Origin of the sequence: Cellulomonas sp. KRMCY2 (assembly GCF_000526515.1) — a bacterium.
Lineage (GTDB): Bacteria > Actinomycetota > Actinomycetes > Actinomycetales > Cellulomonadaceae > Actinotalea.
Window position 1 is genome coordinate 3,261,774 of record NZ_JAGF01000001.1, and the last position, 24,562, is coordinate 3,286,335.

Consider the following 24,562-nt stretch of genomic DNA (forward strand, 5'->3'; position numbering starts at 1 on the left):
ACCGATCCGGCATGGCGGGTTAGGTAAGGCTAGCCTAACAGGCGCTCGACGGTCGGCACCGTCGGGCAGCCTCAGACCGCGTGGCGGATCGATCGGGGCAGGATGACCGGTCGTCCCGTGTCAGGGTCCTCCAGCACGCGCGCGCGCACCCCGAAGGCCTGCTCCACGACGTCCTCGGTGAGCGTCGCGACGGGCTCGCCGCGGGCGACGATGCGACCACCCGCCATGACGACGAGCTCGTCGGCGTAGCGGGCCGCGAGGGTGAGGTCGTGCATCACGAGGACGACAGTCATTCCTCGGGCGACCTCGGTGCGCAGCAGCTCGAGCACCTCCACCTGGTGGGCGACGTCCAGGGCGCTCGTCGGTTCGTCGAGCAGCAGGATGTGCGGCTGCTGCGCGAGCGCCATGGCGATCCACACCCGTTGGCGCTGACCCCCGCTGAGCTCGTCCACCCGGCGATCGGCGAGGGAACCGGCGTCCGTGGCGGCGAGCGCGGCCGCCACGACGGCATCGTCGTCACTGCGATGGCCGCGGAAGAAGGACTGGTGCGGGTAGCGCCCGTGCGCCACCAGATCGCCGACCCGGATGCCGTCCGGGGCGATCGGTGACTGCGGCAGCACTCCGATGCTCCGGGCGACCCGGCGGCTCGGCAGTCGACCGAGGTCGACCCCGTCCAGCGTCACGATGCCGGCCTGGGGCGTGAGCAGCCGGGCCAGGCCGCGCACGAGGGTCGACTTGCCGCTCGCGTTCGCGCCGACGAGCACGGTGAGCGCCCGGGGCGTGATCGCGAGGTCGACCTCGTGGACGACCGGTACCCGGCCGTAGCCGAGGGTGAGCCGCTCAGCCCGGAGCGCCGGGGCCGACGGGGATCCGGTCATGCGGGGAGCTCCTTGCGTCGCTCGCCGTGGACGAGCAGCCAGATGAGGAAGGGCGCGCCGAGCGCACCCGTGACAAGACCGACCGGCGGCTGGAGGCCACCAGGGACGAGGTGCTGCGCGAGGAGGTCGGCCGCCACGACGACGAGCGCCCCGACGAGCGTGGCGGTCCCCAGCGCCGGACCTCGGCCGCGCAGGCGACGCGCGATCGGCCCGGCGGCGAACGCCACGAAGGCGATCGGTCCGGCCACGGCCACGGCCACGGCGGTGAGCGCGGTCGACAGGAGGATCGCCGTCACCCGGGTCGCGAGCGGGCGCGCGCCGATCGACCGGGCGCTGTCGTCGTCGAGCGCCAGCACCGAGACCGGCTGCCGGCCGAGCACGAGGACCAGGCCGACGACGGCCACCGCCGCGCCCACGCGGGCCACATCACCCCACGGCGCCGTGCCCACGCTGCCCACGAGCCAGAAGAACGCACTCCGCGCCTCGGTGAGGCTCGCACGCGTCAGGGCGTAGCCGAGGAAGCCGTTCGCGAGGAACGCGACGGCGACGCCCACCACGACGAACCGGGTGCCGGTCACACCTCGGCCGCTGAGCAGGAAGACCGCCGCGGCCGCTGTCAGCGCCCCCAGCAGCGCCGCCGTGTCCACGGCCGCCCCGGTGGCTCCGGTCGCGATGGCCAGCACCGCCGCCGCGCTCGCCCCGCCCGTGAGACCGACGATGTCCGGACTGGCGAGCGGGTTGCGCACGACCGACTGCAGAAGGGCGCCCGCCAGGCCGAGAGCGGCCCCGACGACGAGGCCGAGCGCGAGGCGCGGCAGGCGGAGGCCGGTCACGATGAAGCCGGACGCCCCTTCGGTCCCGAGCAGCGCCCCGACCACCTCGGCCGGGCTCAGGGGGACCGCGCCGACCGCGAGGGCTGTCACCCCGAGCGCCGCGAGGGCGGCGACCAGGGCGCCCGCCACCGCGCGACCACGGCGCACGTCCCGGCGGTGGAGCGCGGCGAGGTCGGTGACCAGCTCGCCGACGCGCACCTCCGCGGTCGCCGTGGCGGTCACAGTCCCGCCGCCCGCCGCGAGCGCACGAGGACGATGAGCAGCGGAGCGCCGATCGCGGCGACGACGATGCCGACCTCCAGCTCCCCGGGCGGGGTCACGACCCGGCCGAGGCTGTCCGCGAGCAGCACGAGTGCGGCGCCGATGACGGCGGCGACGGGCAGCAGCCGGAGATGGCCACCGCCGACGAGCGCCCGGGCACCGTGTGCGCCGAGCAGGCCGACGAAGACGAGGGGTCCGGCGAGGGCGGTGGCCGTCCCGCACAGGAGGACGATCGCCCCGACGGCCGCGGCGCGGGTGGGCCGGAGCCGGAAGCCGAGACCGCGTGCGACGTCGTCGCCGAGAGCGAGGGCGTCCAGTGCCCGGGCGAGCGCCAGGGCGACGACGACGCCCACCAGCAGCAGGGGTGCGAGCGTCACGGCCGCGTCGAGACCACGGCCGGTCAGCGACCCGACGGTCCAGAACCGGTAACGGTCCAGGGCTGCCGGGTCGCCGAGCAGGACGAGCGTCGAGAGGGACGTGAGCCCGGCGGTCACGGCGGCACCCGCGACGACGAGCAGCACGGGGGCCGCGCCGGCGCGGGCCGAGGCGGCGATGGTGGCGATGAGGGCGGCGGCAGCGAGCGACCCGACCAGCGCGAGTCCGGCCAGGCCCACCGGCGAGGTGACCCCGGCGACGCTGATCCCCAGGACCACGGCGAAGGCGGCGCCGGCGTTGACGCCGAGCAGGCCCGGGTCGGCGACGGGGTTGCGCGTCACGCCCTGCATCACGACGCCCGCGACACCGAGCGCGGCACCGACGAGCAGCCCGATCACCGTGCGCGGCAACCGCAGCTCACGCACGACGATCGCGTCGGTCTCACCCGCGGTGCCGAGGTCGGCCGGGTCGAGGAGCGCCGTGATGACGGTGGCCGGGCTGATCGTCCGGGTGCCCACCGCGAGGCTGATCGCCACCACGGCCACGAGCGCGACGATCAGCAGGACAGCACGGATCCGGCGACGAGCACCAGGGCGACGTGCGGGTTCGGTGCGGGTTCGGGCGTCGCGGGTCAGGGCCTCGGTCACTGGGCTTCGGAGCGTCCGTGACGCCAGTACCCCATGAAGGCGACGTTCGAACGTGCGACCCCGATCTCACTGACCAGGTGGCGGCGCAGGGTCTTGACGGTCGCGGCCTCGCCGGCGATCCAGGCGTAGAAGTCGCCGGTCGTGGGGTCGACGGGGGAGTCCCAGAGCAGCTCGGAGTCGACGTCGATGTCCTCGAGCGGCTCCGGGGTCTCGCGGACCACGCTCGCGAGCTGGCTCATGTGCCGAGGCAGCCAGGCGGAGACCACCTGGTTCAGCAGCAGGCCACGAGGTGCGACGGCCTCGAAGCCCTCCGCCGTCTCGCAGCCGGCGTCGCGGGCCACCCAGGTGACACGTGAACGGCCGCGGGGGAAGACGTTGAGGATGTCGGCGCCGGTCGGTACCTCGATGAAGGCCTGCGCGGTCGCCCCCGGTCGGAGCGACTCGACGATGCTGCAGATCGCGGGTGCGGCGGTCTCGTCCCCGGCGAGCAGCAGGCGGCGCGCGCCGCCGGGTCGCCAGTCCAGACCGACAGTCGGGTCCGGGGTGCGGCCGTCCGGGCCGACGACCACGACGCGGTCGCCGACCGTCGCCCGCCGCAGCCACGCGGTCGCTGGTCCGTCCACCTGCCCGACGGCGGGCTCGTGCAGCACCATGTCGACGTCGAGCTCGCGGAGCTCGGGGCGGACGGCGCGCACGGTGTAGGTCCGGAACGGGTTGCGTCGGTTCTCGGGCAGGTCCCGCCAGCGGGCGTGCCAGGTGCCCGCGAGGATGGTCTGCGGATCACCGGAACCGATGTCGCACAGCGTGCCGTCAGCGTGCGGGAGCACGAGCTTGATGCGCTGGTCGAGGCCGCTGGTGCCGAAGACACCGAAGTCCTCGCCGGCGAACGTCACGCGGACGAAGTGCGGGCTGAGCCGCAGGATGCGTCGGACCACGGCGTCGTAGGGGCGGTACGCCGGGTACGTCGGGGCAGCGATCGTCTCGACGGAGGTAAGCATAGCCTTACCTTAGCAGTGGGCCCCGGGCACGGGCTCGGCTCGTGCCCAGCCGGCCGCGGCGACCTAACCGAGGCCGGTCGGACCGTCCGGGACCGGTGCCGGCGTGCGGGTCGCCCGCGAGTGACGGAGCCACACCGCCGACGCCGCGGACTCGGCGACGCCGATGGCGACGAAGGCCCACTGCACGGGCGAACCCCAACCGATCAGGGGAAGCTGCGCGACCACCCACAGGGTCAGGAGCGAGCCCACGGCGAGGCCCGCCTCGGCGGCTCGCGGGTGGTGCCGCAGCCCGAGGACCAGGGCTGTCGCGTGGGGGACTCCGACGATCAGGCCGAGAGCCAAGGCCGGCAGCACCGGGCCGTCGACGATGGCCAGGGTGTCGCTGACCTGCTCGACCAGGCTGTCGAACGAACCAACGAGGAACCCCTGGACACCCGCGAAGGCGCCGACGGCCGTGAACGCCTCGAGTCCGACAGCCCACCGTCGCGCGACGGCCCCAGGTGGACGTCGGTGCGGGTCGACCGGGAGCCCGGTGGGCGCTTGCGGCCGGTGCGCGTTCATCCTGCCGGCCGGTCGACAGTGACGAGGTCGGCCGTCGCAGCGACGATGCCGACGGCGACCACGAGGACGATCACGGCGCCCACCGCGTCGAGCACGTAGTGGTTGCCGGTGACCACGACGACCAGGAGCGTCACGGCCGGGTACAGGGCACCGAGCACCCGCAGGACCGGCCGGGCCGTGTGTCGGACGAGCACGAGCCCGGACCACAACGACCAGCCGATGTGCATCGACGGCATGGCCGCGTACTGGTTCGATGCAGAGACGACGAGGTCCGACGGTGCGACGCCCCAGATGCCGAGCGTGCGCATGGTGTCGACGTAGCCCTCACCGGGGGTGAGCCGTGGCGGTGCGAGCGGGTACAGCCAGTAGCCGACCAGGGCCAGCAGCGTCATGACGAGCAGGACGCCCCGTGCCTTGCGGTACGCGTGCGGACGCGACACGTAGACCCAGACGAGCACCGCACCGGTCACCGCGAAGTGGAGCGTCCCGTAGTAGACGTTGGCGGGCACCGCGATCGCGGGGATGGCCGTCGTCATGGTGTTGAGGCTGTGTTCGACGTCGAGCCCGAGGAGGCGCTCGAGGTCGAGGATGTCGTGCGCGTTCTGGACGGCGCGTGCGACGCGGGACGGGGCGGCGTTGCGGACGACCGAGTACAGCAGGTAGACGATGCCGAGGAACGCCAGCTCCGGCCACAGGCGGGGACGTGTGCTGCCGACGTGCCCGGGGGCCGCCGCGTCGTCGCCGGACAGGGCATCGTCGCGGGTCCGGGCTGTCTGGGGGGTGAGCGCGCGGACCATGGTCAGGGTTTTACCAGGCCTAGGCGCGTCCGTGTGCGAGTTGGCCGCGGTTCTTCCGGTCGGTCTGCTCGTGGCCGGTCCGGATCGCGACCTCTCGCTCGCGCGCGTCAGTCGACGGCGGTGCCCCGGCCGGTCAGCAGCTCGCGGACCCGGGGGACGACCTGCGTGCCGTAGAGGTCGACGGCGTGCAGGAGCTGCTCGTGCGGCATCGTCCCGTTGGCGTACTTGAGGTCGAAGCGCTGGACGCCGAGCGCCGTGACGGCGTCGGCGATGCGTCGGGCGACGGTCTCTGGCGAGCCCACGAACAGCGCGCCGTCGGCAGCCTCCCGCTCGTACTCCGCACGCGTGACCGGCGGCCAGCCGCGCTCGCGGCCGATGCGGTCACGGTTGGCCTTGAAGTGCGGGAACAGCAGGTCGAGGGCCTCGTCGTCGGTGTCGGCCACGAAGCCAGGGGAGTGGATGCCGACGGGTAGGTCGGCGTCGCCGGTCGCGCGGTGGAAGAGGTCGACGAACGGCCGGAACCGGACCGGGGCGCCGCCGATGATCGCGAGCATCAGCGGCAGCCCGTGGCGGGCTGCCCGCATGACCGACTCGGGGCTGCCGCCGACACCGACCCACACCGGGATGCGGCCGCGCACGGTCGTCGGGTGCGCGCGCTGACCGGTGAGCGGCGCGCGCGTCGTGCCCGACCAGTGGAGGGGCTGCTCGGTGCGCAGGTGCGTGAGCAGGTCGAGCTTCTCCTCGAAGAGCACCTCGTAGTCATCGAGGTCGAAGCCGAACAGCGGGAACGACTCGATGAACGAGCCGCGTCCGACGGTGATCTCGGCGCGGCCGTCGCTGATCGCGTCGAGCGTCGCGAACCGTTCGTAGACCCGCACCGGGTCGTCCGAGCTGAGGACGGTGACGGCCGAGCCGAGCGTGATCCGCGTCGTCCGCGCGCCGATCGCGGCGAGCACCACGTCAGGGGCTGAGACCGCGAAGTCGTCCCGGTGGTGCTCGCCGACGCTGAAGTGGTCGACGCCCACCCGGTCCGCAAGAGTCCCCTGCTCGACCACGTCCCGGATCACCTGGCTCGCCGGAACGGGCTCGCCCGCGCGGTCGACAGTGATGTCGCCGAACGTGTCGAGGCCGAACGTCACCTGCCCGCCCGTGAACGCGCCGTCGGGGTTGTTCGGTCCGCTCGTCGTCATGGTCGCGACAACGCCGGGCGTGGGGCCGGTGTTCCGGCCGCACTGGGCGTCACGCGTCGCGATGCGGGCTGCGGCGTCCGGCCGTGGCGCTCAGTGCCGCCGGCCGACCGCCCACGCGGTGAGCCCGGACCCCAGCAGCGCCCATACCCCGACCACGAGGAACAGCCCGCCGACGTCGGTCACCACGCCCTCGGTCAGCCCCGCCCGGATGAGCTGTGCCATCGGGTAGAACGGCAGCACCTCGTGGATCCGCATCATCACGGTCGGCAGGTTCGACGCCGGGTACACGATCGGCGTGAACAGGAGGACCAGGAACACCAGCGCGTTCGTGATGAGGTTCACCACCAGCGGGTTCGTCACCAGCAGTGCCATGCCGTACCCGACCGCCACGCACATGTAGGTCGACAGCAGGACCGCCGGCACGAGGACTGCCGAGAGGTGCAGGTCCACCCCGTACCGCCACACCCCCACGACCAGTGCCAACGCGGTGCCCGGCAGGGACAGCGCCGCGTTCACGACGAACGACGCCGACACCTGCGCGCTGCGCGGCACCGGGAGCGACCAGATGAAGTCGAACGTCCCGGCCATCCGTTGCGTCACGACGGCGTTGGGGATGAGCACGAAGCCCATCGGGATGAGGGCCAGGGTGGGCACACCGGTCGTGATGAGCAGCGCCGTCGTCTCGTCGACTGTCGGGTAGAAGAACCCGTACATCAGCGCCATGCCGACGCCCATCATGATCTGCACGATGAAGACGAGCGCGGCCCACGGCCGGATGTTCGCCCACTCGAACCGCATCATGTCGGTGCAGCCACGCGCCCACGCTGCCGGCCCGCGGCGCACCACGGTGCCCATCGGCGCGACGGCGTCCACGGTGCCGGTCCCGGTGCTCATCGCCGCCTCCCCAGTGCTCGCACGGCCAGCCAGCAGCAGACCGCGCCCCAGACGGACACCACGAGGTACGACCGCCCGACGTCGGTGACCAGCCCGTCGGTCAGCACGTCGCGCATGATCGTGGCCATGTGGCCCAGCGGCAGCCACTCGTTGAGCTCGGCCAGCCACGCGGGCATCTGCTCGGCCGGGAAGAGGATCGGCGCGAAGCCCATGGCGAGGAACACCAGCGCCTGGGTGATGAGCTGCGTCGTCATCGGGTTGGCGATCGCGTGCGCCAGGGCGTAGCCGATCATGGTCCCGGTGAACACGATCAGCAAGGTCGCCGGGACGACCGCCGGCGAGACGGTGAACCCGGGGTCGTACCTCACCTGGGCCGCCAGGAGGGTGATGATCATGCCGGGGATCCCGCCGATGAGCGTGACGGTGTACCAGGCGGCCGCCGACGCCGTCCGAGGCACCGGGAGCGCCTGCACGAAGTCGTAGCCGCCCTGCTGCTTGACGCCGGCGACGAGCTGAGGGCCGAGGAGCATGCCCAGCAGGACGAGGTTCAGCACGGGGGTTCCGGTGGACACCCACAGGGCCGCCGTCCGGGGGATCTCGCTGAAGAACAGGGCGAAGCCGAGCACGTAGCCGACGCCGATGAGGGCCTGGATCATGACCAGGAGGAAGAGCCACATCCGGAGGCTCGACAGGTGCCAGCGGAGCATCGTCCGGTAGCCGGTGAGCCAGTACCCCGGGCCGGATCGGAGCGTGGTGCTGGGCGCCCAGGCGGGTGCGTCGAGGGTCGTCGTGGTCACGTCAGGCCTCGTTGTCGTCGGAGACGTGGCCGGTGAGGCGGATGTACGCGTCCTCGAGCGTGGACGCGCCGAGTGCGTACTCCTCGGCGGCGCCGTCGTCGATCAGGCCCTGTGCCCAGGCGATGCCCTGCCCGGCGTCGGCCTCGTCCAGCGCCGTGACCAGGGAGTTCCCGACCCGGACGGTCGGATGCAGCCACGGCGGGCTCTCCGGGGTGTCGGTGCCGGGCACGAGCATGACCTGAAGGCGCAGCCGGCCGCGGTCCTCGGCCTTGAGGGACGACGGAGTGCCCTCGGCCACGACCCGACCGTCCATCATCACGGCCAGGCGGTCGACGGCCTTCTCGGCCTCGAGCACGTTGTGCGTGACGAGCATGACGGCGCAGCCCTGCTCGGACAGGGCCCGCACCTGGCGCCAGAGCAGGCGACGGCGCAACGGGTCGACGTCGTTGGTGGGCTCGTCGAGGATCACGAGGCGACCGGGCACGACGACGGCCATCGCGAAGCCGACCAGGCGCCGGACGCCGCCGGACAGCTTGAGGCCCATCGCACTGCGCCACTCCTCGATGCCGAGCGCGTCGATGAGCTCGCCGGTGCGGGCACGGACGGTCGCCGTGTCGCCGCCGCGGATGCGGCCGGTGATCTCGATCGCCTCGGCGGCGCGGAACGCGTCGATCGGCATCTGCGCCTGGGGGAGGTAGGAGCAGAGCTGACGGGCGATCTCCGGGTGCGCGACGAGGTCGTGCGGCCCGATCGCGAGCGTGCCCGAGGTCGGGGCGAGGAGGCCGATCACCTGCTTGACCAGCGTCGACTTCCCGGCGCCGTTCGGTCCGAGGAGGCCGTAGACCTCGCCGGGCTCGATGCGGAAGGTGAGCCCGTCGTTCGCCCGGACGCCGCCCTTGTAGACCTTCGTCACCTCGTCGGCGCGGAAGGCCCAGTCGAGGGTGGTGGCTGTCATGGTCGGTCTCCTGACACGGCGGATGTCGAGATATATCGCGTTTCGCGAGAGACACGTTATATCTCGAGATGGACCCGCCGCAAGGCCGTTCTGCAGCGGGCGGACACCCCGGGGTGATCATGCAGAAGTCGGGGTCCGGCCGCAGTCCTTCTCTTCGCGAGCGGGTGAACTGTCTGGACCTTCGTGGACGCCCCTGCACGATGATCAGTACCTTGATCTGAATCCACGGCGGGACCGCGTCGTCCGCGACGGTGCCGCCTGTGGTCGAGCCACCCCCGGCCGACCTCCGTGCACGGGGCGCACAAGGGGGACGTCCGCATGTTCGAGCTCGACCCGCACCTCGCCACCGCCGCCGATGCGGCCGACCCCTCGACCCCCGCCAACACCCTCAGTCGCATCGCCACCGAGCGTCCTGAGCTCCGGCCCTACATCGCGCTCAACCCCACCGCCTTCCCGGCCCTGCTCGACTGGCTCGCGGCCCTCGGCGACCCTGACGTCACCAGCGCCCTCGCGACCAGGGTGGCGCGCGCCGCGGCGCGACCACGCCCGGTGGGGCAGAACGTCTTCCTGCCCGAGCCGCTGCCCACCCCGGTCGCTCCACCTCCGGTCGCCTACCAGGCCTACGGCGCCCAGGGCTACGGCGCAGAGAGCTACGGCGCCCAGCAGGCCGCTTCGCCGTACGGCTCCGGCTACCCCCAGCCGCCCACCGTCCCGTACGGCTCGGGCTACCCGACGGCGACGGGCGGATCGGGGTACGTCCCGATGGCGGCCGGCACCGGATACCTCGCGGCCGCCGAACCGCCGCGACCCAGCCGCAGGCGCCGCCTGGTCATCGGTGTCTCCGCGGCCACGGTCCTGCTCGTCGGGACCGGGGCGACGCTGGCCTATGCGCTCGTGTTCTCCAAGCTCGGGGGCGCGGACAGCCCCGAGGCGGCCGTTCAGCAGATGCTGGACGCCATCGAGAACGAGGACGCCGTCGCGATGTACGGGATCCTCCCGCCGGACGAGTTCCAGGGTGTGCGGGAGGCGATGGCGGCCATCGGCGAGGTCACGCCCGCCGAGGAGGGCGCCATGACGCCCGCGGAGATGCTCGACCTCGTGACCATCGAGATCGAGGACGCGGAGCTCGTGGCGACCGACGTCGACGACGGGCTCGCGGTCGTCGAGATCACGTCCGGGACCCTGACCGTCGACGGTGACATCGACGGCATCGTGGCCGTCGTCGGCGACGTCATGGCGGCGTCGGGCTACGGCGCCGCGATGGGCGGGCTCCCCGAGGACCAGCTGCGCGCTGAGGACGAGCTGCGCGCCGAGCTCGAGGCTGCGCTCCCCGCCACCTGGTCGTTCGCCGAGACGCCCGGCGTCGATGGTGACGGCGCGGCCTTCCCGGTCCTCATGACTGTCGAGGTCGACGGCGACTGGTACGTCAGCCCGTTCATGACCTTCGGCGAGTACCTGGTCCGGTCCAGCGGCGTCGAGCGCGGGGCCATGCCGGCGGACGGCAGCCGGGCCGTGTACGACACCCCGGAGGAGGCCGGCGCCGGGCTCGTCGAAGGGATCGTCGACATGGTGGCCTCGGGCCGGATCGAGGACCTGGCGCGGACCCTGGCGCCGGCCGAGCAGCGCTTCCTGACCGTCTACGGCGTCCCGCTCATGCCCCCGTCCGCGGACAACCAGGTCACCATGACCGTCCTGAACAACGACTTCGGGGTCGCGGAGGTCGACGGCGACGTCGCGTTCGTCACGCTGGACCACGTGGCCGTCCAGGTCGTCGACCCGACGTCCGACGTGAACCTCGACGTCGCCAAGGGCTGCTTCTCGTTCCTCGACAGCGTCTCGGGGGAGAGCCAGAGCGGGTGCCTCAGCGACTTCCCCATCGCGCGCGAGCTGGACCTGGCCAACCCGCCGCTCGTGGCGCTCAAGGCCGATGGTTCCTGGTCCGTCTCCGGGCTCGGCACGCTGATGCACATCTCGGCCTCCGCTGCCGCTGGTATGCAGGAGCTCGTCGAGGAGGGCGTCATGGACGACCCCGAGCGGCTTGCGGAGCTCTTCACCCCATCGACCGGTACGTGAGCTGACCGCACGCATCGTGCGCGACAACGGAAAGGGCCCCTCGAAAGGGGCCCTGACCTGCGGTGTCGCTGTGCTCCCGCGACTGGACTCGAACCAGTAACCGTCCGAGTATCTGTAGTGCGCTATCGCGCGTTACCCGGACATGCTGGCTGAGCACGAAGCGAGGCCCACTGCATACCGGAGCCTACCGTTGAGTTCCCCTGATTAGTGCCCGCTGGGGGGATTATCAGGGGGATCGGTCTCGCTCCCTCCCAGGGGGAGCCGGCGCGCGCCCCTCCGTCCCTGTCAGGGTGCGCCGAGTATCCGTGGTGTACCGGCCCGCTCCGTGAAGGGCGGCATGTGTGTCCTACGTCACTCGGCTTCTAGGAACATTCGCTTGACTTCGGGTGCTATCCATGCAAAAATTCGACCTCACTCCAGCACGGAGCACGGTTAGCCCCACGCGGCAGGCCGAGACACTACGGGCAGCAGGAGCCCGCCGTCCCCTCACGGGGCCGGGAAAGCTTGGGCAGCAGGAACGAAGATCGCGCAGGCGGTGCGCGGCGGTTGGCAGCGACAGGGATGTGCGCTGAGACCGGCTCTCCCCGATCTCCTCCGCAGAGAACGCACGTTGTTGTGCGCGTATCGCCCGCAGCCAGCGCCGATGGCACCCCATCCACTTGGGGCGCTGCCACTGGGCACGCCCTCGCCTGCGAGGAGTACCGCTACCGATGTCCACTACCACCCTGCTGTCCCCCCTCGACGCATCCGAGGCCCTGGGGGTCTCCGTCCAGACGCTCGCAAACTGGAGGTCGTCGGGCCGTGGCCCGGCCTACTGCCGCGTTGGCGAGCGCGTCATTCGCTACGCCGTCGAGGACCTTGCCGCGTTCGTCGCGGTCGGTCGCATCACTCCCGGCGTGGCAGCGTGACCGCCGACGGTCCAGAGACGATGGCCCAAGCCCAGGCTTGGCAGAAGGTCAACGGTCAGGCGCTCCGCTTCGGCCTCTGTCCCGTCTGTGCCGCACAAGTCGCCTGGGGCTCACAGCTCGGGTTTGCGCGAACCACGCGCGAGCCCTGCGAGACCTGCGGTCCTCTCGTCGCCCTCCTGCCCGTGGCAAAGCCTGCCGGGTGGCGGACCGTGGCTGGGCGTGCTGCGAACCGTGCGCCGTGGGCCACTCTCAGCCGATCTGACCGGCACCTCAGCCGGGTGGGTGTCCCGGCGCCCGGCATTGTTGTGGTGCCCTCCCGCGAGGCTGCAACGGTGTCGAGGTGGGCAGCTTGAGCGCCTCCCCGCTGTCCGCTGTCCCCGTGGTGAGCCACTGGCAGACGGCACAGCGCCACGCGCTCCGGCTAGCCGCTCAGGCAACGCCGACTGTTCGCCGTCGCTCCGAGGATGACCACACGCGCGTGGTGCTGCTCCGCATCCTCGGGAGCCTCCCTCCTGTGTCGTTCCGACCCGGTTCCCTCGCCGCTGAGACCGGCCTCACCACGAGGCAGGTCGCGGACGCCTGCGCCGACCTGGAGGACGCGGGCCTGCTAGAGCCGGGGTCCACGGTCACTGGTCGCCTGGGCATCCTCGTGCCTGCCGTCCTCGACGTTCTCGGCGCCGGCGGGTACGGACTCGCCCTGGACGTGCGCCCGGACGAGCGAGGACCTGGACCGGGCGAGCTCAGCACGAAGAACCTGGAGAACGCATTCTCGGGCCGTTCGGCAGTGGACGAGGCCGGGGGCGAGGAGTGACACGGGGCATCAGCACGCGGACCCCTCCGTGGGCGGGGCACCGGCAGGACGAGTGGGAGGCGAGGGCAGGCAACACAGCCCTACCCCTGTGGCTCCGGGTGGTCTCGCTTGCCCACGGCTGCCACTACGCCAACGGGCACGCCTGCTACGGCCCTGGAGACCTGGCTCTTGCGCTGTCCCAAGTGGACATGCTCACAGGCGAGATTCTCGGACCGACCCGGCAGAACGTCGCCCGTGCGATCTCCACGGCCATCGGTTACGGGTGGCTCGCAGAGGGCTCGTCCCTGCGCTGCCTCGTGGTGCCGCCGAGCCTGCTCCGGTCCGGCCCGCCCCAGCGGGCGCACCCATGCGCTTACCACGGGGTCGCCGCCTGACTCACTCAGCGAGTCCGACACGCCGCAAACGTACTCAGTCAGGGAGTACGCGCGACTCACGTACTGAGTACGGGCAACGCTCTGACCAGCAGCGACGCTCGTTCTCTCTATTGAGTCTTCTAGTGAGCAGCGGCGGAAGAACTACAGGCACCCTGACCGCCTACGCCTGGGGGCACGGAGTGCCCACCAAGTGCAGGACCTGACCGCCTACGCCTGGGGGCACGGAGTGCCCACCAAGTGCAGGACCTGACCGCCTACGCCTGGGGGCACGGAGTGCCCACCAAGTGCAGGACCTGACTTGAGCAACGTCGATCCCGACGCTTGCCACCGATGCCGGCCCAACGGGCCAGGCACAGAAACAGAGGAGATCGCCCCGTGGCGACAGCAACACGAAGCAAGGCCAGCACCACCCCCAGCGAGCCGACCGCCATCGAGGCCATCGCCCTCGAGGTCCAGCAGGCTCGAACGCGCCACACCCAAGCATCCGACGCCGCTGCCCTGGCGCTCACTCACGCCGTCGACCTGGACGACCGCCTACGGACTGGCGACGACTCCGTACTGTCGGCCGATCTGCTGACGGCGGATTCCGAGGTGCGCCGAACGGCAGCCCTGCTCGCACACGCCGCCGAGCACCTGACCGAGCGCGAGGGCGCACAGGCCGTCGTGGTCGCCGTCGCCGTAGCTGCCGACCTGGCAGACGCTGACCGCTTCGACCTCACAGCCCTGACCGCCGAGGCGACCAACGACGTTGAGCAGGTGCTGGCACGCCTGCGCTCGCAGATCGACGCGCGCAACGCGCTGCTCCGGTCAGCCATCGACACAGCCAAGGGCGCTGGGCTCGTCGCAGGGCAGGCGGACCCCCTCAGCCCTGTGCTCGTCTACCCCCGGTCCTACCGCTCTGTGGAGACGCTGACGGTGAACGGCCTGCCCGTTGCCGCCATCGACGCCGAGGCCGCTGTCTCGTCAATCCTCGCCGGGATTGCAGCATGAGCGCCTTCCTTGCGGCTGCCGTCGCTGAGCTTGCCGGAGCAGTGACCGGACTCCCCTCAATGGTCGCGCCACTTGTCTACGCCGGTCCTCCGGCAACACCCGCCATCGTGGCCCGCCTTATCGGCACGGAACGGTCTGACCCTATTGCGGGGACAACTAGCGGAACCGTGCTGCTCGCTGTCTACGGCGGCTCGCTCGACGTTCGCGCTTTCACCGACGCGAGGGGATGGGTCGAAGCGGAACGGCGCGAGACAACGCATGGCACCATCGCGCAGATCAAGTCAGGTCAGATCGCAGAGACGACGCTGCCCAATGGACTCAAGGCATGGACGCTCGTCATGCCAGTCGTCGGCTATGCCCTCCGTCCAACGCTGACCATTGGAGAGACGCTCCCAATGGACAGCCGCGCAATGCTGGCAGGAGTCGCTGCCAGGATTGCCGATGGCTTCTGGATGGGGCAGGCCCGTTCTGGAGGGGCAGAGGTGAATGGGACCGTCGAGACGGTAACCGATTCTCCCGGCCGAATCACAGTGACAGGAGAAGTCGTTACCTTCGTCAAGCCGGGGCATCGGCTTCGAGAGTGGGACGCTCCGATCCTCGTTGCATCGGCAACTGTCGCGCAGGTGGGAAGTCCCACCGCTCTCGGACGCATCACCTCCGCGCGCGTCCTCTCCAGCGAGCCGACGCAAGACGGCCGGGGCATGACGATGCGGAGCCGCGTCGAGCTCGTGGCCGAGTACACCCCGGCGTGACCGACAGCCTCGCGTCCTGCGCTCACACAGGCAGGGCGCGAGGCTGTACGCCTCACCACAGGGCCAGCCAGCCGATCTGACCGTGCCCTCAGCACTCCCAGCACTCCCAGCACTCCCAGTTGCCCCGTGCCCCAGGGCACATCAGATCGCCCCCCTATTCGAATGGAGCACGACCAAGTGAGCACGACTACGACAGGCCCCGGCAGAGGCTCGCGCCCCAAGCATCTGCCCGGCGACAGGTTCGGTGAGCTCGTGATCCTGGAGCGCCTTGGCGCCGTCAACGGCTCCTACTACGCCTGGTGCCGCTGCATCTGTGGCACGGACGGGCACTACGGACTGAGGCACCTCGTGTCAGGCGCCACGGTCCGGTGCAGCAACCGCGACTCTCACCCTGACCCGAGGCTGAGCGAGGCCCCGGCCTACGGTACGGCGCACATCCGGGTCAGCAAAGCGCGAGGAAAGGCCAGCGAGCACGAATGCCCATGTGGCGAGCCGGCCGAGCAATGGGCATTCCGGCACGGCACACAGTCGCCTCTCAGGATGGCCGAGGGCAGGAATGCTGGAAGCCCGTACAGCCCGGACCCTGAGCAGTATTGGGCACTTTGCCAAGTGCATCACACGGCCTGGGACAAGGCCGAAAAGCGCGTCACAGAGGGCTGCGGGGACCTTCCCTCACTTGTCCACGTCGCATATTGGACCGCCACAAGGAGTCCCCCGGAGACCTTCTGATAGTGGCAGAAGGTGGGGTGCTATGACGGAACGGTGTCCGCTCCCCATCGAATCGGGGTCATGCCCCCACCCCTAGTCGTCGAGCCAGTCCGCTGGTGTGAGATATGCACGATCACCCCAGGCGGGGTCCGATCCAGGCCAACTCCTAGGGGGATCATCGCCCGAGTAGAGCCATTCATCGGGGTTACCGTTCTTGGCCCGGGCGCCGATCGCGAGCACGTGGCCGGCGACGGTGCGACGCCATGCGTACCATGCTTGCCCATCTTTTCGTATGCGCATTTCGATTCCGTGGGGCGCCGGCAGGCCATGCCTCTCAAAGTCGCCAATGACGGTCAGCATGTCCCTTCGAAAGCGATTGCCCTGCCGGTAGTTGCCAAGATGGCAGGTGTGTAGCCATCGCAGCGCGGCCATCGTCTCCGCCATCTCGCGCCGGTCGAGCTGGCGCCCATCGGGCGAAGTCCCCTTGACCCCGGCGAATCGGGCCAGACGGGCGGCACGGACAGCCGGCTGCTGCCTCGTGCGCGCGCGCTTCCTCCGGTAGACCCGAACCAGCTCCCATGCCTTCGTGAATGAGTCAGCTTGGGAGATGGCTCGAAGTTCCCGCGGGTAGGAAGCCAAGTCGTAGACGGTGCGTATGTCACCACCCAGCCGGAGCACCACGGCGGCCCGCGCGTGCCTTGGCGCGTTGTGACCGAAGACTGGCTTCGTCATCCTCTTGAGGATCGCCTCGTACGCGAACACGAGGGCAAGCCCGTAGATGAATGGGAGCACTGCCAGCGGTAGCCACAGTGAGAACGCGAAGGCCTTGAGCGTGTGGTCCCAGTCGATCTCGGAGCGTGTGGCGATCATTCCTCTGACGGTCGCGAGGACCACCAAGGCGACGATAATCGCGAGGATCGCCTCAAAGAACCTGCGCGCGGGAGCGTTCTTTGTGTCTCGCGCCGCAAACGTCACCAGCGCTGTGAGCGCAATGAGGGCGGCTTGTAGGACCAGTTCAACGAAGAAGTTGAAGGTGTAGACATTAAGCCAGAACTGAAGTGCCGCTGTTACTCCCAGGGCGGAGAGGGCGGCGCGGCGGAAGTAGTGATCCGCCTTTTGCGCGTCGAGCGCCGCGAAGATCGTTGCGAAGGTCGAGCCGAGGACCCATAGCACCGTGTCAGGCATCAGGGACGTGTCCCATAGGCCGATGCGGTCCGCGAAGTAGATGACCCCAGCGAGCCATATGCCCAGCGCTGCGAGCGTGCCGAGGATGGCCGGACTCGCGCTGGCCCTCAAGGCGTCACGCAGCGACTTCCGGAGGCCCTTGACGGAAAGTACCCAGACGCCGAACCCGACCGCGAGGGCCAGGATCGCGAGCTCTCTCGTCGTCATCCGGGTCAGAGGTTCCGGCGCAGGTGGGCTATGACCGCGGGACTGGCAACAAGGATGACTGGGGCGGTGCTTTCATCGCCCGCGCTACCCCCTCGGAGGACTACGTTCGCGAGCTCATCGCCGGCGTCGATACGTTTGGCGAGTCGTGCGGCGTTCTGGCGGTTCACATACCCCGCCGGTCGGATGCCGTGCTGCGCGTAGACGGCGATCGCGTTGGAGTCGTGCTCGTTGTTGGGCTCGCGCACGAGCCGCACCGTCGCTCCGGGGGAGAAGTTGCCCGCCGCTACGGCTGCCGCATGATGCGTGACGCCGCGAACGCGGAACGAGTAGAGGCCGAGACGATGGGTTCGGCTGCTGCGGGGGTTGACGATCTCCTCGGGCTCCCCATCGGCAAGGATTACGAGCTGGCCTGCGCGGTGCGCAAGGTAGCCGGTGGGTAGTCCGTCGTCCGCCAGGTAGAACCGCTCCGCCTCGCGCTCCGGAGGCATGTGATCGGAGCGGTAGATCACACCCTCTCTACGTGAATACGGGGACATGTCGGGGGCCTTGCTCGACCCGGAAGGAAGCGAGCCCGTCGTCATAGTGACCTTCACGGCAGGCGTTTCCGCCTCTATCCGTGACTGCCCTAGAGCGTTACGCAGCCAACTCCCGATGCCCCTAGCCATCCTCGAACACTATGGCAGCGTGCGTCAGAGCGGAGCCGGCTAGGGTCAAGTCCTGGGGAGTGGTGTAGCGGTTCGGCGTGATTCTTCGCGGTGAAGCTATGCGCTCAGGGTGTTGAGGGTGGGGGTGTCCTCCTGGTTGTGGTGGGGGTTGTCGATGAGGGTCAGGCGGGCTCGGCTCAGGACCTCGAGGCCGAAGTAGCGGCGTCCTTCGGCCCATTCGTCGTGCTGCTCGGCCAGCACGGCGCCGACGAGTCGGATGATGCTGGTGCGGTCGGGGAAGATCCCCACGACGTCGGTGCGCCGGCGGATCTCCCGGTTCAACCGCTCGTTGGGGTTGTTCGACCAGACCTGCCGCCACAGCGCTTTGGGGAACGTGGCGAACGCCAGGACGTCTGCCCGGGCGCCGTCCAGGTGGGCGTAGACGTCGGGCAGCTGGGTCTCGACGGCGTCGAGGAGCTTGTCGAACTGGGCGTTGACCGCAGGCTCGTCGACCTGGTCGTAGGTGGAGTGGAGCATGGCCTTGACCGCGGGCCAGGCGGACTTCGGGCAGATGCTCATCAGGTTCGCCGCGTAGTGGGTGCGGCACCGCTGCCAGGTCGCCCCGGGCAGGGTCGCGCCGATCGCCTCGACCAGGCCGGCGTGGGCGTCGGAGGTGACGAGCTGGACGCCGGTCAGGCCCCGGGCGACCAGATCCCGGAAGAACGTCAACCACCCCGCTCCGGACTCTGCCGAGGCGACCTGGACGCCCAAGATCTCCCGGAAACCGTCCCCGTTGACGCCGGTGGCGACCATGGCGGCGACCTTCACGACCCGCCCGCCCTCGCGGACCTTCATCGTCAGGGCGTCCGCGGCCAGGAACGTGTAGGGCCCGGCGTCCAGGGGTCGGGTGCGGAAGTCCTCGACCTGCGCGTCCAGGTCCCGAGCCATCACCGAGACCTGCGAACGGGACAGCCCGGTGATCCCGAGGGACTGGACGAGCTTGTCCATCCGGCGGGTCGAGACCCCGAGCAGGTAGCAGGTCGCCACGACCGAGGTCAGGGCGGCCTCGGCGCGGCGGCGCCGCTCGAGGAGCCACTCGGGGAAGTACGTGCCGGCCCGCAGCTTGGGGATCGCGACGTCCAGGGTCCCGGTGCGGGTGTCCAGGTCGCGGTGGCGGTACCCGTTGCGCTGCGTAGTTCGGGTGTCGCTGACCTGCCCCCAGGCCGCGCCACACACGGCGTCGGCGTCAGCGGACAGCAGGGCGTTGATGAACGTGGTGAGCATCTGACGCATCAGGTCCGGGGAGGACTGGGCCAGGTGCTCGTGCAGAAAGTCAGCAGGGTCAATACTCGACGGAGCGGTCATCGTGTTGTTCCTCTTCGAGTTGGCTTTGGACGGTCTCTCGAAGGATCACGCGGTGACCGCGCCTACGTCCACGATCTCGACGACGACACAACCACCGGGCTACCGGTACACCACTCTGCTGGACGCAACTCCGGCTAGGCAGAGCAGAGCGCCTGGGGCACACAGTTCGTATTCGCGGCGAGCGCCTGGGCGAGGAGGGCGAGGACCGCGAGCGCAGCGCCAACGATGACCCACCCGGCAGCAAGGCGCGCCTCTGCCGCCTGCTCTGCGGCCTGCTCTCCTGCCAGCGACTCGGCGCGCGCGGCCCGAGCTTCTAGTTCTGCCAGGCGGGCGTCGTGGGCAGTGGAGTCGGCAGCCAGGCCGGCGAGTCGGGCGCTCATGTCTTGCAGGTAAGCCGCAAGGTCGGCTGGCATGTCTCGCGGGACCACGGACGCCGAGGCGCTCTGGGTGACCATCGGGAGCACGCTTCGTATGGCGCCGGAGACGGTCGGGCGACGGCCGGACAGCTTCCACCAGGCAGACCGCAGCCATCGCGCAACGCTTCGCCGCCCGTGGCCGCCCCAGGCTCGCACCTGATCGACTGCAACCGCCTGAGCCAGGATCGAGGCCAGCGTGAGCGCGATTGAGAGTCCCTGCCAGGTCATGTCGCCGACGGTATCCACACGGGCGGTTCTGCCCAAGGCCGGCCTGCTCCGAGGTGCGCCTCGGTCAGCTCCCCGCCCAGCGAGTAGCCCCGCGGTCTGGCCGCGTGGCGCGGGACTCCCGCTGACAGTGCCGAGGAGACTGGACCCATGACGGAAGGCCGATGGCAACCGATGGGCACCGACCCTGGGCACTTCGATGTGCTGCACGAAGGTGTTCCACCCTGGCTCGCCGACCAGCTCTGGATTTGGATAGGTACACAGCTGCGCGTGACGCTTCCGGGTGGTGGCGCCGGTTGGAATGTGGGCCTCGTGCGCGCGTATGAAACGAAGCGTAGATCGGCCCAGCCACTTGCTGGCCGAGTTGAATCGGTCGGAACAAGCGCCTTGAGGCCGGTGTGGTCGGCCGACGAGGTTATCTACTTCATCGACTTCCTCGCCTCTCGGTTGTCACCCGAGTCTGGTTGGAGCGAGACACTCGAGCGGATGCTGTCAGAGGCGGGATCTGCTTGGAGGGTTGGCACAAGAGACGGCTTTCCCGGCCTTGAGAGGCGAGTGGCGCTCGGGGTTCAGGAGTCGGCCGAGCACGTCATGTCAACGGCTGGCGGCGCCGGGCGCCGGCTCTCGGAGGCATGGCACGCGATCTTCGGAGCGAGCCCTGACCCTTCACGGGCGTACCTACTCGCGGTCAAGGCGGTGGAGGACGCTGCGCAACCGGCGATAAGCCCGAAGGACCCGTCCGCAACCCTGGGGAAGATGCTGCGCGTCGTTCGCGACCAGGGGAGTTGGTCGCTTCCTCTTCAGCGCGAGCACTCCGAAGCGCAGACCGGCGATCTGCTTGCATCCATGATGCAGGCACTCTGGACCGGCCAGGCCGATCGCCATGGCGGGGGCGCCACGCCGGAGATAGCGATCACACCTGAAGCGGCCGAGACGGCTGTTCTGCTCGCGGTGACCCTCGTCCACTGGTTCACAGGGGGGCACGCCCAGAGGTCACAGTCGAGCGCCTAGGCGCCGTACCAAGATTACTGTTATAGGTCCCCCTGATAACTGATAGGGTCCATCTATGACAAGGCGCGCGTTAGAAATCGGGCAGCACGGCCCCATCTCCGTGACCTACCAGCACAAGGACGAGCGGGGGAAGTGGGTCGCCGCTGAGGCTCCCCGCAGGCGCACGGCGGGCGCTCGGACAGACGAGCGCTACCGGGCACGAGCCAAGTACCGCGACACGGACGGCGTGGTCCGCGACGTGGAGGCGCACCGTGGCGCCAAGGCAGCGGCCGAGACAGCTCTCGTGCAGGCACTCGCTCGCCGCGGGCAGTCTGCTGCTCTCACCGGCATGACGGCTGAAACGCGGTTCGCAGACGCGCTGCCGCTGTGGGAGCGGGAGATCACCGAGCACGCAGGGCTGTCGGCGTCCTCACAGCGGGTCTACCTGCTGACGATGGCCGGACACGTGACGCCCGTGCTGGGAGCGATGCGGCTGCGCGAGATCACAGTGCCCGTGCTGACGGACGCGCTGCGCGCCATCGCGAGCGGTGAGGGGAGCGGCGGCTCAGGGTCAGCCAAGACAGCACGGACGGTCCTGCGCTCGTTCTTCGACCTGGCGCAGCGGCACGGCGCCGTGGAGGCGAACCTCGTGCGAGCCGTGCCGGCGATCCGAGCGGACAAGCGCCAGCGCAGCGCTACCGCCACCGCGAGCGCCCGCACCACGGCGCGTGCGTTCACCCGCGAGGAGCGGGACGCGCTGCTGGCCTACGCCGAGCAGGACGAGCGTGCGCAGGCTCGTGACCTGCCGGACCTGCTCGCGTTCCTTGCGGGGACAGGCGTACGGATCGGGGAGGCGTTGGCCGTGCGTTGGCAGGACCTCGACCTGGACGCGGGGGAGGCTCACGTCAGTGGCACCGTGGTCGCCGTCAAGGGCCAGGGCGTGACTCGACAGGACGGCGGCAAGACCAAGGCGAGCACGCGCAGCGTGGCGCTGCCCTCGTGGCTCGTAGACCGCCTGCGCGCTCGGCAGGAGCGGACGGGGACGGACACGCCTGCTGTGCTCGCCAACACTGTCGGCGCGCTGCGCGACCCGTCCAACACTGCGCACCACGTTCGGGACGTGCTCACGGCGGCAGGCTTCCCGTGGGCTACGTCACACACGTTCCGCAAGACGGCAGGGACGCTGCTCACCGATGCGGGCGTGTCGATTCGCGAGGTAGCCAACCAGCTCGGGCACGCGAAGGTCAGCACGACCCTGGACTACTACCAGGGCCGGGGGACCGTCACCCGGCAGGCAGCCGACGTGCTCTGAGCACGGGCTACAGGGGGACTATCAGGGGGATCGCGGTCGCAGCCGCACAAAACGAGAGGGTCTGACCGGAGCGTTTGCCCTGGTCAGACCCTCTTTTGCTGCTCCCGCGACTGGACTCGAACCAGTAACCGTCCGATTAACAGTCGGATGCTCTGCCAATTGAGCTACGCGGGATCGCGGTTCGCAATGCTACCCGATCGTCGGGGGTGCACCCGCATGCGCGCGGGGCGCCCCGTGATCGGGCGGCTGTGCGGAACGCCGGCGAGGCGCCGGCGGGCGGCATGGGTCAGTGCAGCCCCACGGTCTCCCGGACCCGCGCCTCGACGGCATCCACCACCGCGGCGGTCCCGGGGTCGTCCAGGTCCACGTCACCGGTGCCGAGCACCTGGGTCAGGAGGGCGCCGTCGGCCGCGCGGCGCAGCGCCACGCGCACGACGGCGCCGGAGGGCAGCGTCACGCGCTCGGTGTGCACGACCGACGACTGCACCCGGTCGTGGACGGCCCGGGGCAGGGCGATCGACCGGTCGTCCGCCAGGTGCAGGACGGTCGGTGCGCGACCGTCGACCCACGTGACCGTCAGGGTGGCCGACTCCGCGTCCAGCCGAGCGCCGTCGACCTCGGACCAGGACCGCCGAAGCACTGTGGCGTCGTGCGCGCCGCCGGTCGTGACGTGCAGGGCGTGCACGCTCGCGGCTGCCCATCCGTCGGTGAGCTCGGCAGCGGCGATCACTCGGTCGCCTCGGGGAAGGTCGAGCCTCGCGCGTACGGCGTCGGGCATCGCGGTGCGTCGTCGGAGCAGGGACATGACTCCAACCTAACCCCGGGTAGCCTTGGCGACCGCGGGCCAGTAGCTCAGCCGGTCAGAGCAGCGGACTCATAATCCGTCGGTCGTGGGTTCAAGCCCCACCTGGCCCACCGCGTTCGTGCATGGCTCCGGCTGATGCTCGGGTGACGTCCCGCTGAGTGGTGGAGTTGCTCGACACCGTGCGGGTCAGTGTGTTGATCATGCCGTGAGGAGTTCGGGGGCGTCCACCTCCGTCGCGGTCAGGGTCATGGTGGCGAGCTGGGCCATGGAGTGCTCGGACAGGTAGCGGCGGTCGGTGGCGGCCCATTCGTCGTGGGCTTCGACCAGGACGGCGCCGGCCAGGCGCAGCAGGGCGGCGGGGTTGGGGAAGACCCCCACGACGTCGGTGCGGCGTTTGACTTCCTTGTTCAGTCGTTCCAGGGGGTTGGTCGACCAGATCTTCTTCCAGTGGCTGGCGGGGAAGCCGGTGAACGCGAGCAGGTCCTCGCGGGCGTCGGTGAGCATCGCGGCGACCTTGGGGTGGGAGCGGCCCAGCATCGTGGCGATGACCTCGAACTGCTCGCCGACGTGGGCGTCGTCGGGCTGGGCGAAGATCGTGCGGATCGCCGCGGCGACCATCTCGGCGTTGGTCCTGGACACCGCGTCGAGCACGTTGCGGGTGAAGTGGACCCGGCAGCGTTGCCAGGACGAGCCGAGCAACACCGAGGCGATCGCGGTCTTCAACCCCTCATGGGCGTCGGAGATGACCAGCTGCACCCCGCCCAGGCCCCGGGCCTTGAGGGACCGCAGGAAGCTGGTCCAGAAGGCGCCGTTCTCGGAGTCCCCGACGTCGAACCCCAGGACCTCACGGTGACCGTCGGCGCGGACCCCGGTGGCGATGACCACGGCCTGGGACACCACCCGACGCCCGACCCTGGCCTTGCAGTAGGTCGCGTCCAGGTAGACGTAGGGGAACGCGATCTGGTCCAGCGACCGGTCGCGGAACGCACCGACCTCCTCGTCCAGGCCGGCGCAGATCCGGCTGACCTCACTCTTGGAGATCCCGGTGTCGGCCCCCAGAGCCTTGACCAGGTCATCGACCTTGCGGGTGGAGACCCCGTGCAGGTAGGCCTCCATCACCACCGCGAACAGCGCCTGGTCGACCCGGCGACGCCGCTCGAGCAACGAGGGGAAGAACGACCCGGTGCGCAGCTTAGGGATCCGCAGCTCCAAGTCCCCGGCCGTGGTCGTCAGGACCCGGTCCCGCGACCCGTTGCGCAGGGCGGTCCGCTCGGCGGTGCGCTGCCAGGGGCCGGCGCCGATCACCGCGGTCGCCTCGGCGTCGATCAGCTCTTGATACAGGTGCTCGGTCGCGGTCCGGACCCGGTCGGTGACCTCGGTGTCCTTCAATGCGGTCAGCAGGTCGAGCAGGGCAGACTGGTCCATGGCCATCGTGCGATGTCCTTCCGTGAGTTCCCTAGTCCGGTCTCACCGACCATCGCACGATGGCCTTCTCCGTCGCGGTCACCACGACGAACAAGATCGAGAACTACACCACCCCAGGGGACGTCACCGATGCTCGACGCTCGCTCATGTGGGAGCTGAGCGTGGCCGAGCAGCGGTACACCCAGC

The 24,562-nt window shown here is 70.2% G+C and carries 23 protein-coding genes and 2 tRNA genes; 8 read left to right on the top strand and 17 right to left on the bottom strand.

Going from position 1 to position 24,562, the window contains the following annotated elements; genetic code table 11:
* Positions 1-71 precede the first annotated feature (71 nt).
* The 10 genes from K415_RS0115330 to K415_RS0115375 form a co-directional block, all read right to left on the bottom strand.
* The gene (locus K415_RS0115330; RefSeq protein ID WP_024287926.1) at positions 72-878 is read right to left on the bottom strand and encodes an ABC transporter ATP-binding protein; all 807 of its coding nucleotides are present in this window, start codon (positions 876-878) and stop codon (positions 72-74) included.
* Positions 875-1,933, bottom strand: coding sequence for an iron chelate uptake ABC transporter family permease subunit (locus K415_RS0115335; protein WP_024287927.1), 1,059 nt, complete (start codon positions 1,931-1,933; stop codon positions 875-877). The genes K415_RS0115330 and K415_RS0115335 overlap by 4 nt, the downstream gene beginning before the upstream one ends.
* Positions 1,930-2,994, bottom strand: coding sequence for an iron ABC transporter permease (locus K415_RS0115340; RefSeq protein WP_029663904.1), 1,065 nt, complete (start codon positions 2,992-2,994; stop codon positions 1,930-1,932). Before K415_RS0115340 ends, K415_RS0115335 begins: the two co-directional genes overlap by 4 nt.
* The gene (locus K415_RS0115345; RefSeq protein ID WP_024287929.1) at positions 2,991-3,992 is read right to left on the bottom strand and encodes a siderophore-interacting protein; all 1,002 of its coding nucleotides are present in this window, start codon (positions 3,990-3,992) and stop codon (positions 2,991-2,993) included. The genes K415_RS0115340 and K415_RS0115345 overlap by 4 nt, the downstream gene beginning before the upstream one ends.
* 63 nt (positions 3,993-4,055) lie before the next feature.
* Entirely contained in the window at positions 4,056-4,553 is a 498-nt protein-coding gene (locus K415_RS0115350) for a hypothetical protein (protein ID WP_024287930.1), read from the bottom strand.
* Entirely contained in the window at positions 4,550-5,350 is an 801-nt protein-coding gene (locus K415_RS0115355) for a phosphatase PAP2 family protein (protein ID WP_024287931.1), read from the bottom strand. Before K415_RS0115355 ends, K415_RS0115350 begins: the two co-directional genes overlap by 4 nt.
* A 107-nt stretch (positions 5,351-5,457) precedes the next feature.
* Positions 5,458-6,540, bottom strand: a complete 1,083-nt coding sequence (locus tag K415_RS0115360) for an LLM class flavin-dependent oxidoreductase (RefSeq protein ID WP_024287932.1) — start codon at positions 6,538-6,540, stop codon at positions 5,458-5,460.
* Between the two features lie 90 nt (positions 6,541-6,630).
* The gene (locus K415_RS0115365) at positions 6,631-7,434 is read right to left on the bottom strand and encodes an ABC transporter permease (protein ID WP_024287933.1); all 804 of its coding nucleotides are present in this window, start codon (positions 7,432-7,434) and stop codon (positions 6,631-6,633) included.
* Positions 7,431-8,231: an ABC transporter permease gene (locus K415_RS0115370; RefSeq protein WP_024287934.1), complete on the bottom strand. Its 801-nt coding sequence runs from the start codon at positions 8,229-8,231 to the stop codon at positions 7,431-7,433. Before K415_RS0115370 ends, K415_RS0115365 begins: the two co-directional genes overlap by 4 nt.
* Position 8,232: 1 nt before the next feature.
* Positions 8,233-9,186, bottom strand: coding sequence for an ABC transporter ATP-binding protein (locus tag K415_RS0115375; protein WP_024287935.1), 954 nt, complete (start codon positions 9,184-9,186; stop codon positions 8,233-8,235).
* Positions 9,187-9,504: 318 nt separating this feature from the next.
* Here K415_RS0115375 and K415_RS0115380 point away from each other — a divergent pair, with 318 nt between their 5' ends.
* The 5 genes from K415_RS0115380 to K415_RS0115405 all read left to right on the top strand — a co-directional run bounded on the left by K415_RS0115380 (position 9,505) and on the right by K415_RS0115405 (position 15,094).
* Entirely contained in the window at positions 9,505-11,259 is a 1,755-nt protein-coding gene (locus tag K415_RS0115380) for a hypothetical protein (protein ID WP_024287936.1), read from the top strand.
* 710 nt (positions 11,260-11,969) lie between these two features.
* Positions 11,970-12,167: an AlpA family transcriptional regulator gene (locus K415_RS0115385; RefSeq protein ID WP_024287937.1), complete on the top strand. Its 198-nt coding sequence runs from the start codon at positions 11,970-11,972 to the stop codon at positions 12,165-12,167.
* A gap of 514 nt (positions 12,168-12,681) precedes the next feature.
* The gene (locus tag K415_RS0115390; RefSeq protein WP_155859485.1) at positions 12,682-12,978 is read left to right on the top strand and encodes a hypothetical protein; all 297 of its coding nucleotides are present in this window, start codon (positions 12,682-12,684) and stop codon (positions 12,976-12,978) included.
* A gap of 749 nt (positions 12,979-13,727) precedes the next feature.
* Positions 13,728-14,342: a hypothetical protein gene (locus K415_RS0115400; protein WP_024287940.1), complete on the top strand. Its 615-nt coding sequence runs from the start codon at positions 13,728-13,730 to the stop codon at positions 14,340-14,342.
* The gene (locus K415_RS0115405) at positions 14,339-15,094 is read left to right on the top strand and encodes a hypothetical protein (RefSeq protein ID WP_155859486.1); all 756 of its coding nucleotides are present in this window, start codon (positions 14,339-14,341) and stop codon (positions 15,092-15,094) included. The genes K415_RS0115400 and K415_RS0115405 overlap by 4 nt, the downstream gene beginning before the upstream one ends.
* Before the next feature lie 801 nt (positions 15,095-15,895).
* Here K415_RS0115405 and K415_RS0115410 read toward each other — a convergent pair.
* The 4 genes from K415_RS0115410 to K415_RS0115425 form a co-directional block, all read right to left on the bottom strand.
* Positions 15,896-17,194, bottom strand: coding sequence for a hypothetical protein (locus K415_RS0115410; protein WP_024287942.1), 1,299 nt, complete (start codon positions 17,192-17,194; stop codon positions 15,896-15,898).
* Positions 17,195-17,199: 5 nt separating this feature from the next.
* Positions 17,200-17,859 (bottom strand): HIRAN domain-containing protein, encoded by a 660-nt coding sequence (locus K415_RS0115415; protein WP_081785066.1) that lies wholly within the window; start codon positions 17,857-17,859, stop codon positions 17,200-17,202.
* A gap of 96 nt (positions 17,860-17,955) precedes the next feature.
* Complete coding sequence (locus tag K415_RS0115420; protein ID WP_024285087.1) at positions 17,956-19,203, bottom strand: IS256 family transposase; 1,248 nt, start codon at positions 19,201-19,203, stop codon at positions 17,956-17,958.
* Between the two features lie 134 nt (positions 19,204-19,337).
* The gene (locus tag K415_RS0115425) at positions 19,338-19,847 is read right to left on the bottom strand and encodes a hypothetical protein (RefSeq protein WP_024287944.1); all 510 of its coding nucleotides are present in this window, start codon (positions 19,845-19,847) and stop codon (positions 19,338-19,340) included.
* Between the two features lie 171 nt (positions 19,848-20,018).
* Between K415_RS0115425 and K415_RS0115430 the strand changes: the two genes are divergently transcribed.
* A complete protein-coding gene (locus tag K415_RS0115430; protein ID WP_197024746.1) occupies positions 20,019-20,855 on the top strand; it encodes a hypothetical protein in 837 nt (278 codons plus the stop codon).
* Between the two features lie 55 nt (positions 20,856-20,910).
* Positions 20,911-22,146 (top strand): site-specific integrase, encoded by a 1,236-nt coding sequence (locus K415_RS0115435; RefSeq protein ID WP_081785067.1) that lies wholly within the window; start codon positions 20,911-20,913, stop codon positions 22,144-22,146.
* 101 nt (positions 22,147-22,247) lie between these two features.
* On the opposite strand, the gene K415_RS0115440 is transcribed toward K415_RS0115435, so the two are convergent.
* Positions 22,248-22,320, bottom strand: a tRNA-Asn gene (locus K415_RS0115440).
* A 112-nt stretch (positions 22,321-22,432) separates the two neighbouring features.
* The gene (locus K415_RS0115445; protein ID WP_024287947.1) at positions 22,433-22,951 is read right to left on the bottom strand and encodes a hypothetical protein; all 519 of its coding nucleotides are present in this window, start codon (positions 22,949-22,951) and stop codon (positions 22,433-22,435) included.
* Between the two features lie 36 nt (positions 22,952-22,987).
* Here K415_RS0115445 and K415_RS0115450 point away from each other — a divergent pair.
* Positions 22,988-23,061: transfer RNA gene (locus K415_RS0115450), tRNA-Ile, on the top strand.
* 88 nt (positions 23,062-23,149) lie between these two features.
* Here K415_RS0115450 and K415_RS0115455 read toward each other — a convergent pair.
* A complete protein-coding gene (locus K415_RS0115455) occupies positions 23,150-24,382 on the bottom strand; it encodes an IS256 family transposase (protein ID WP_024287948.1) in 1,233 nt (410 codons plus the stop codon).
* Positions 24,383-24,562 lie beyond the last annotated feature (180 nt).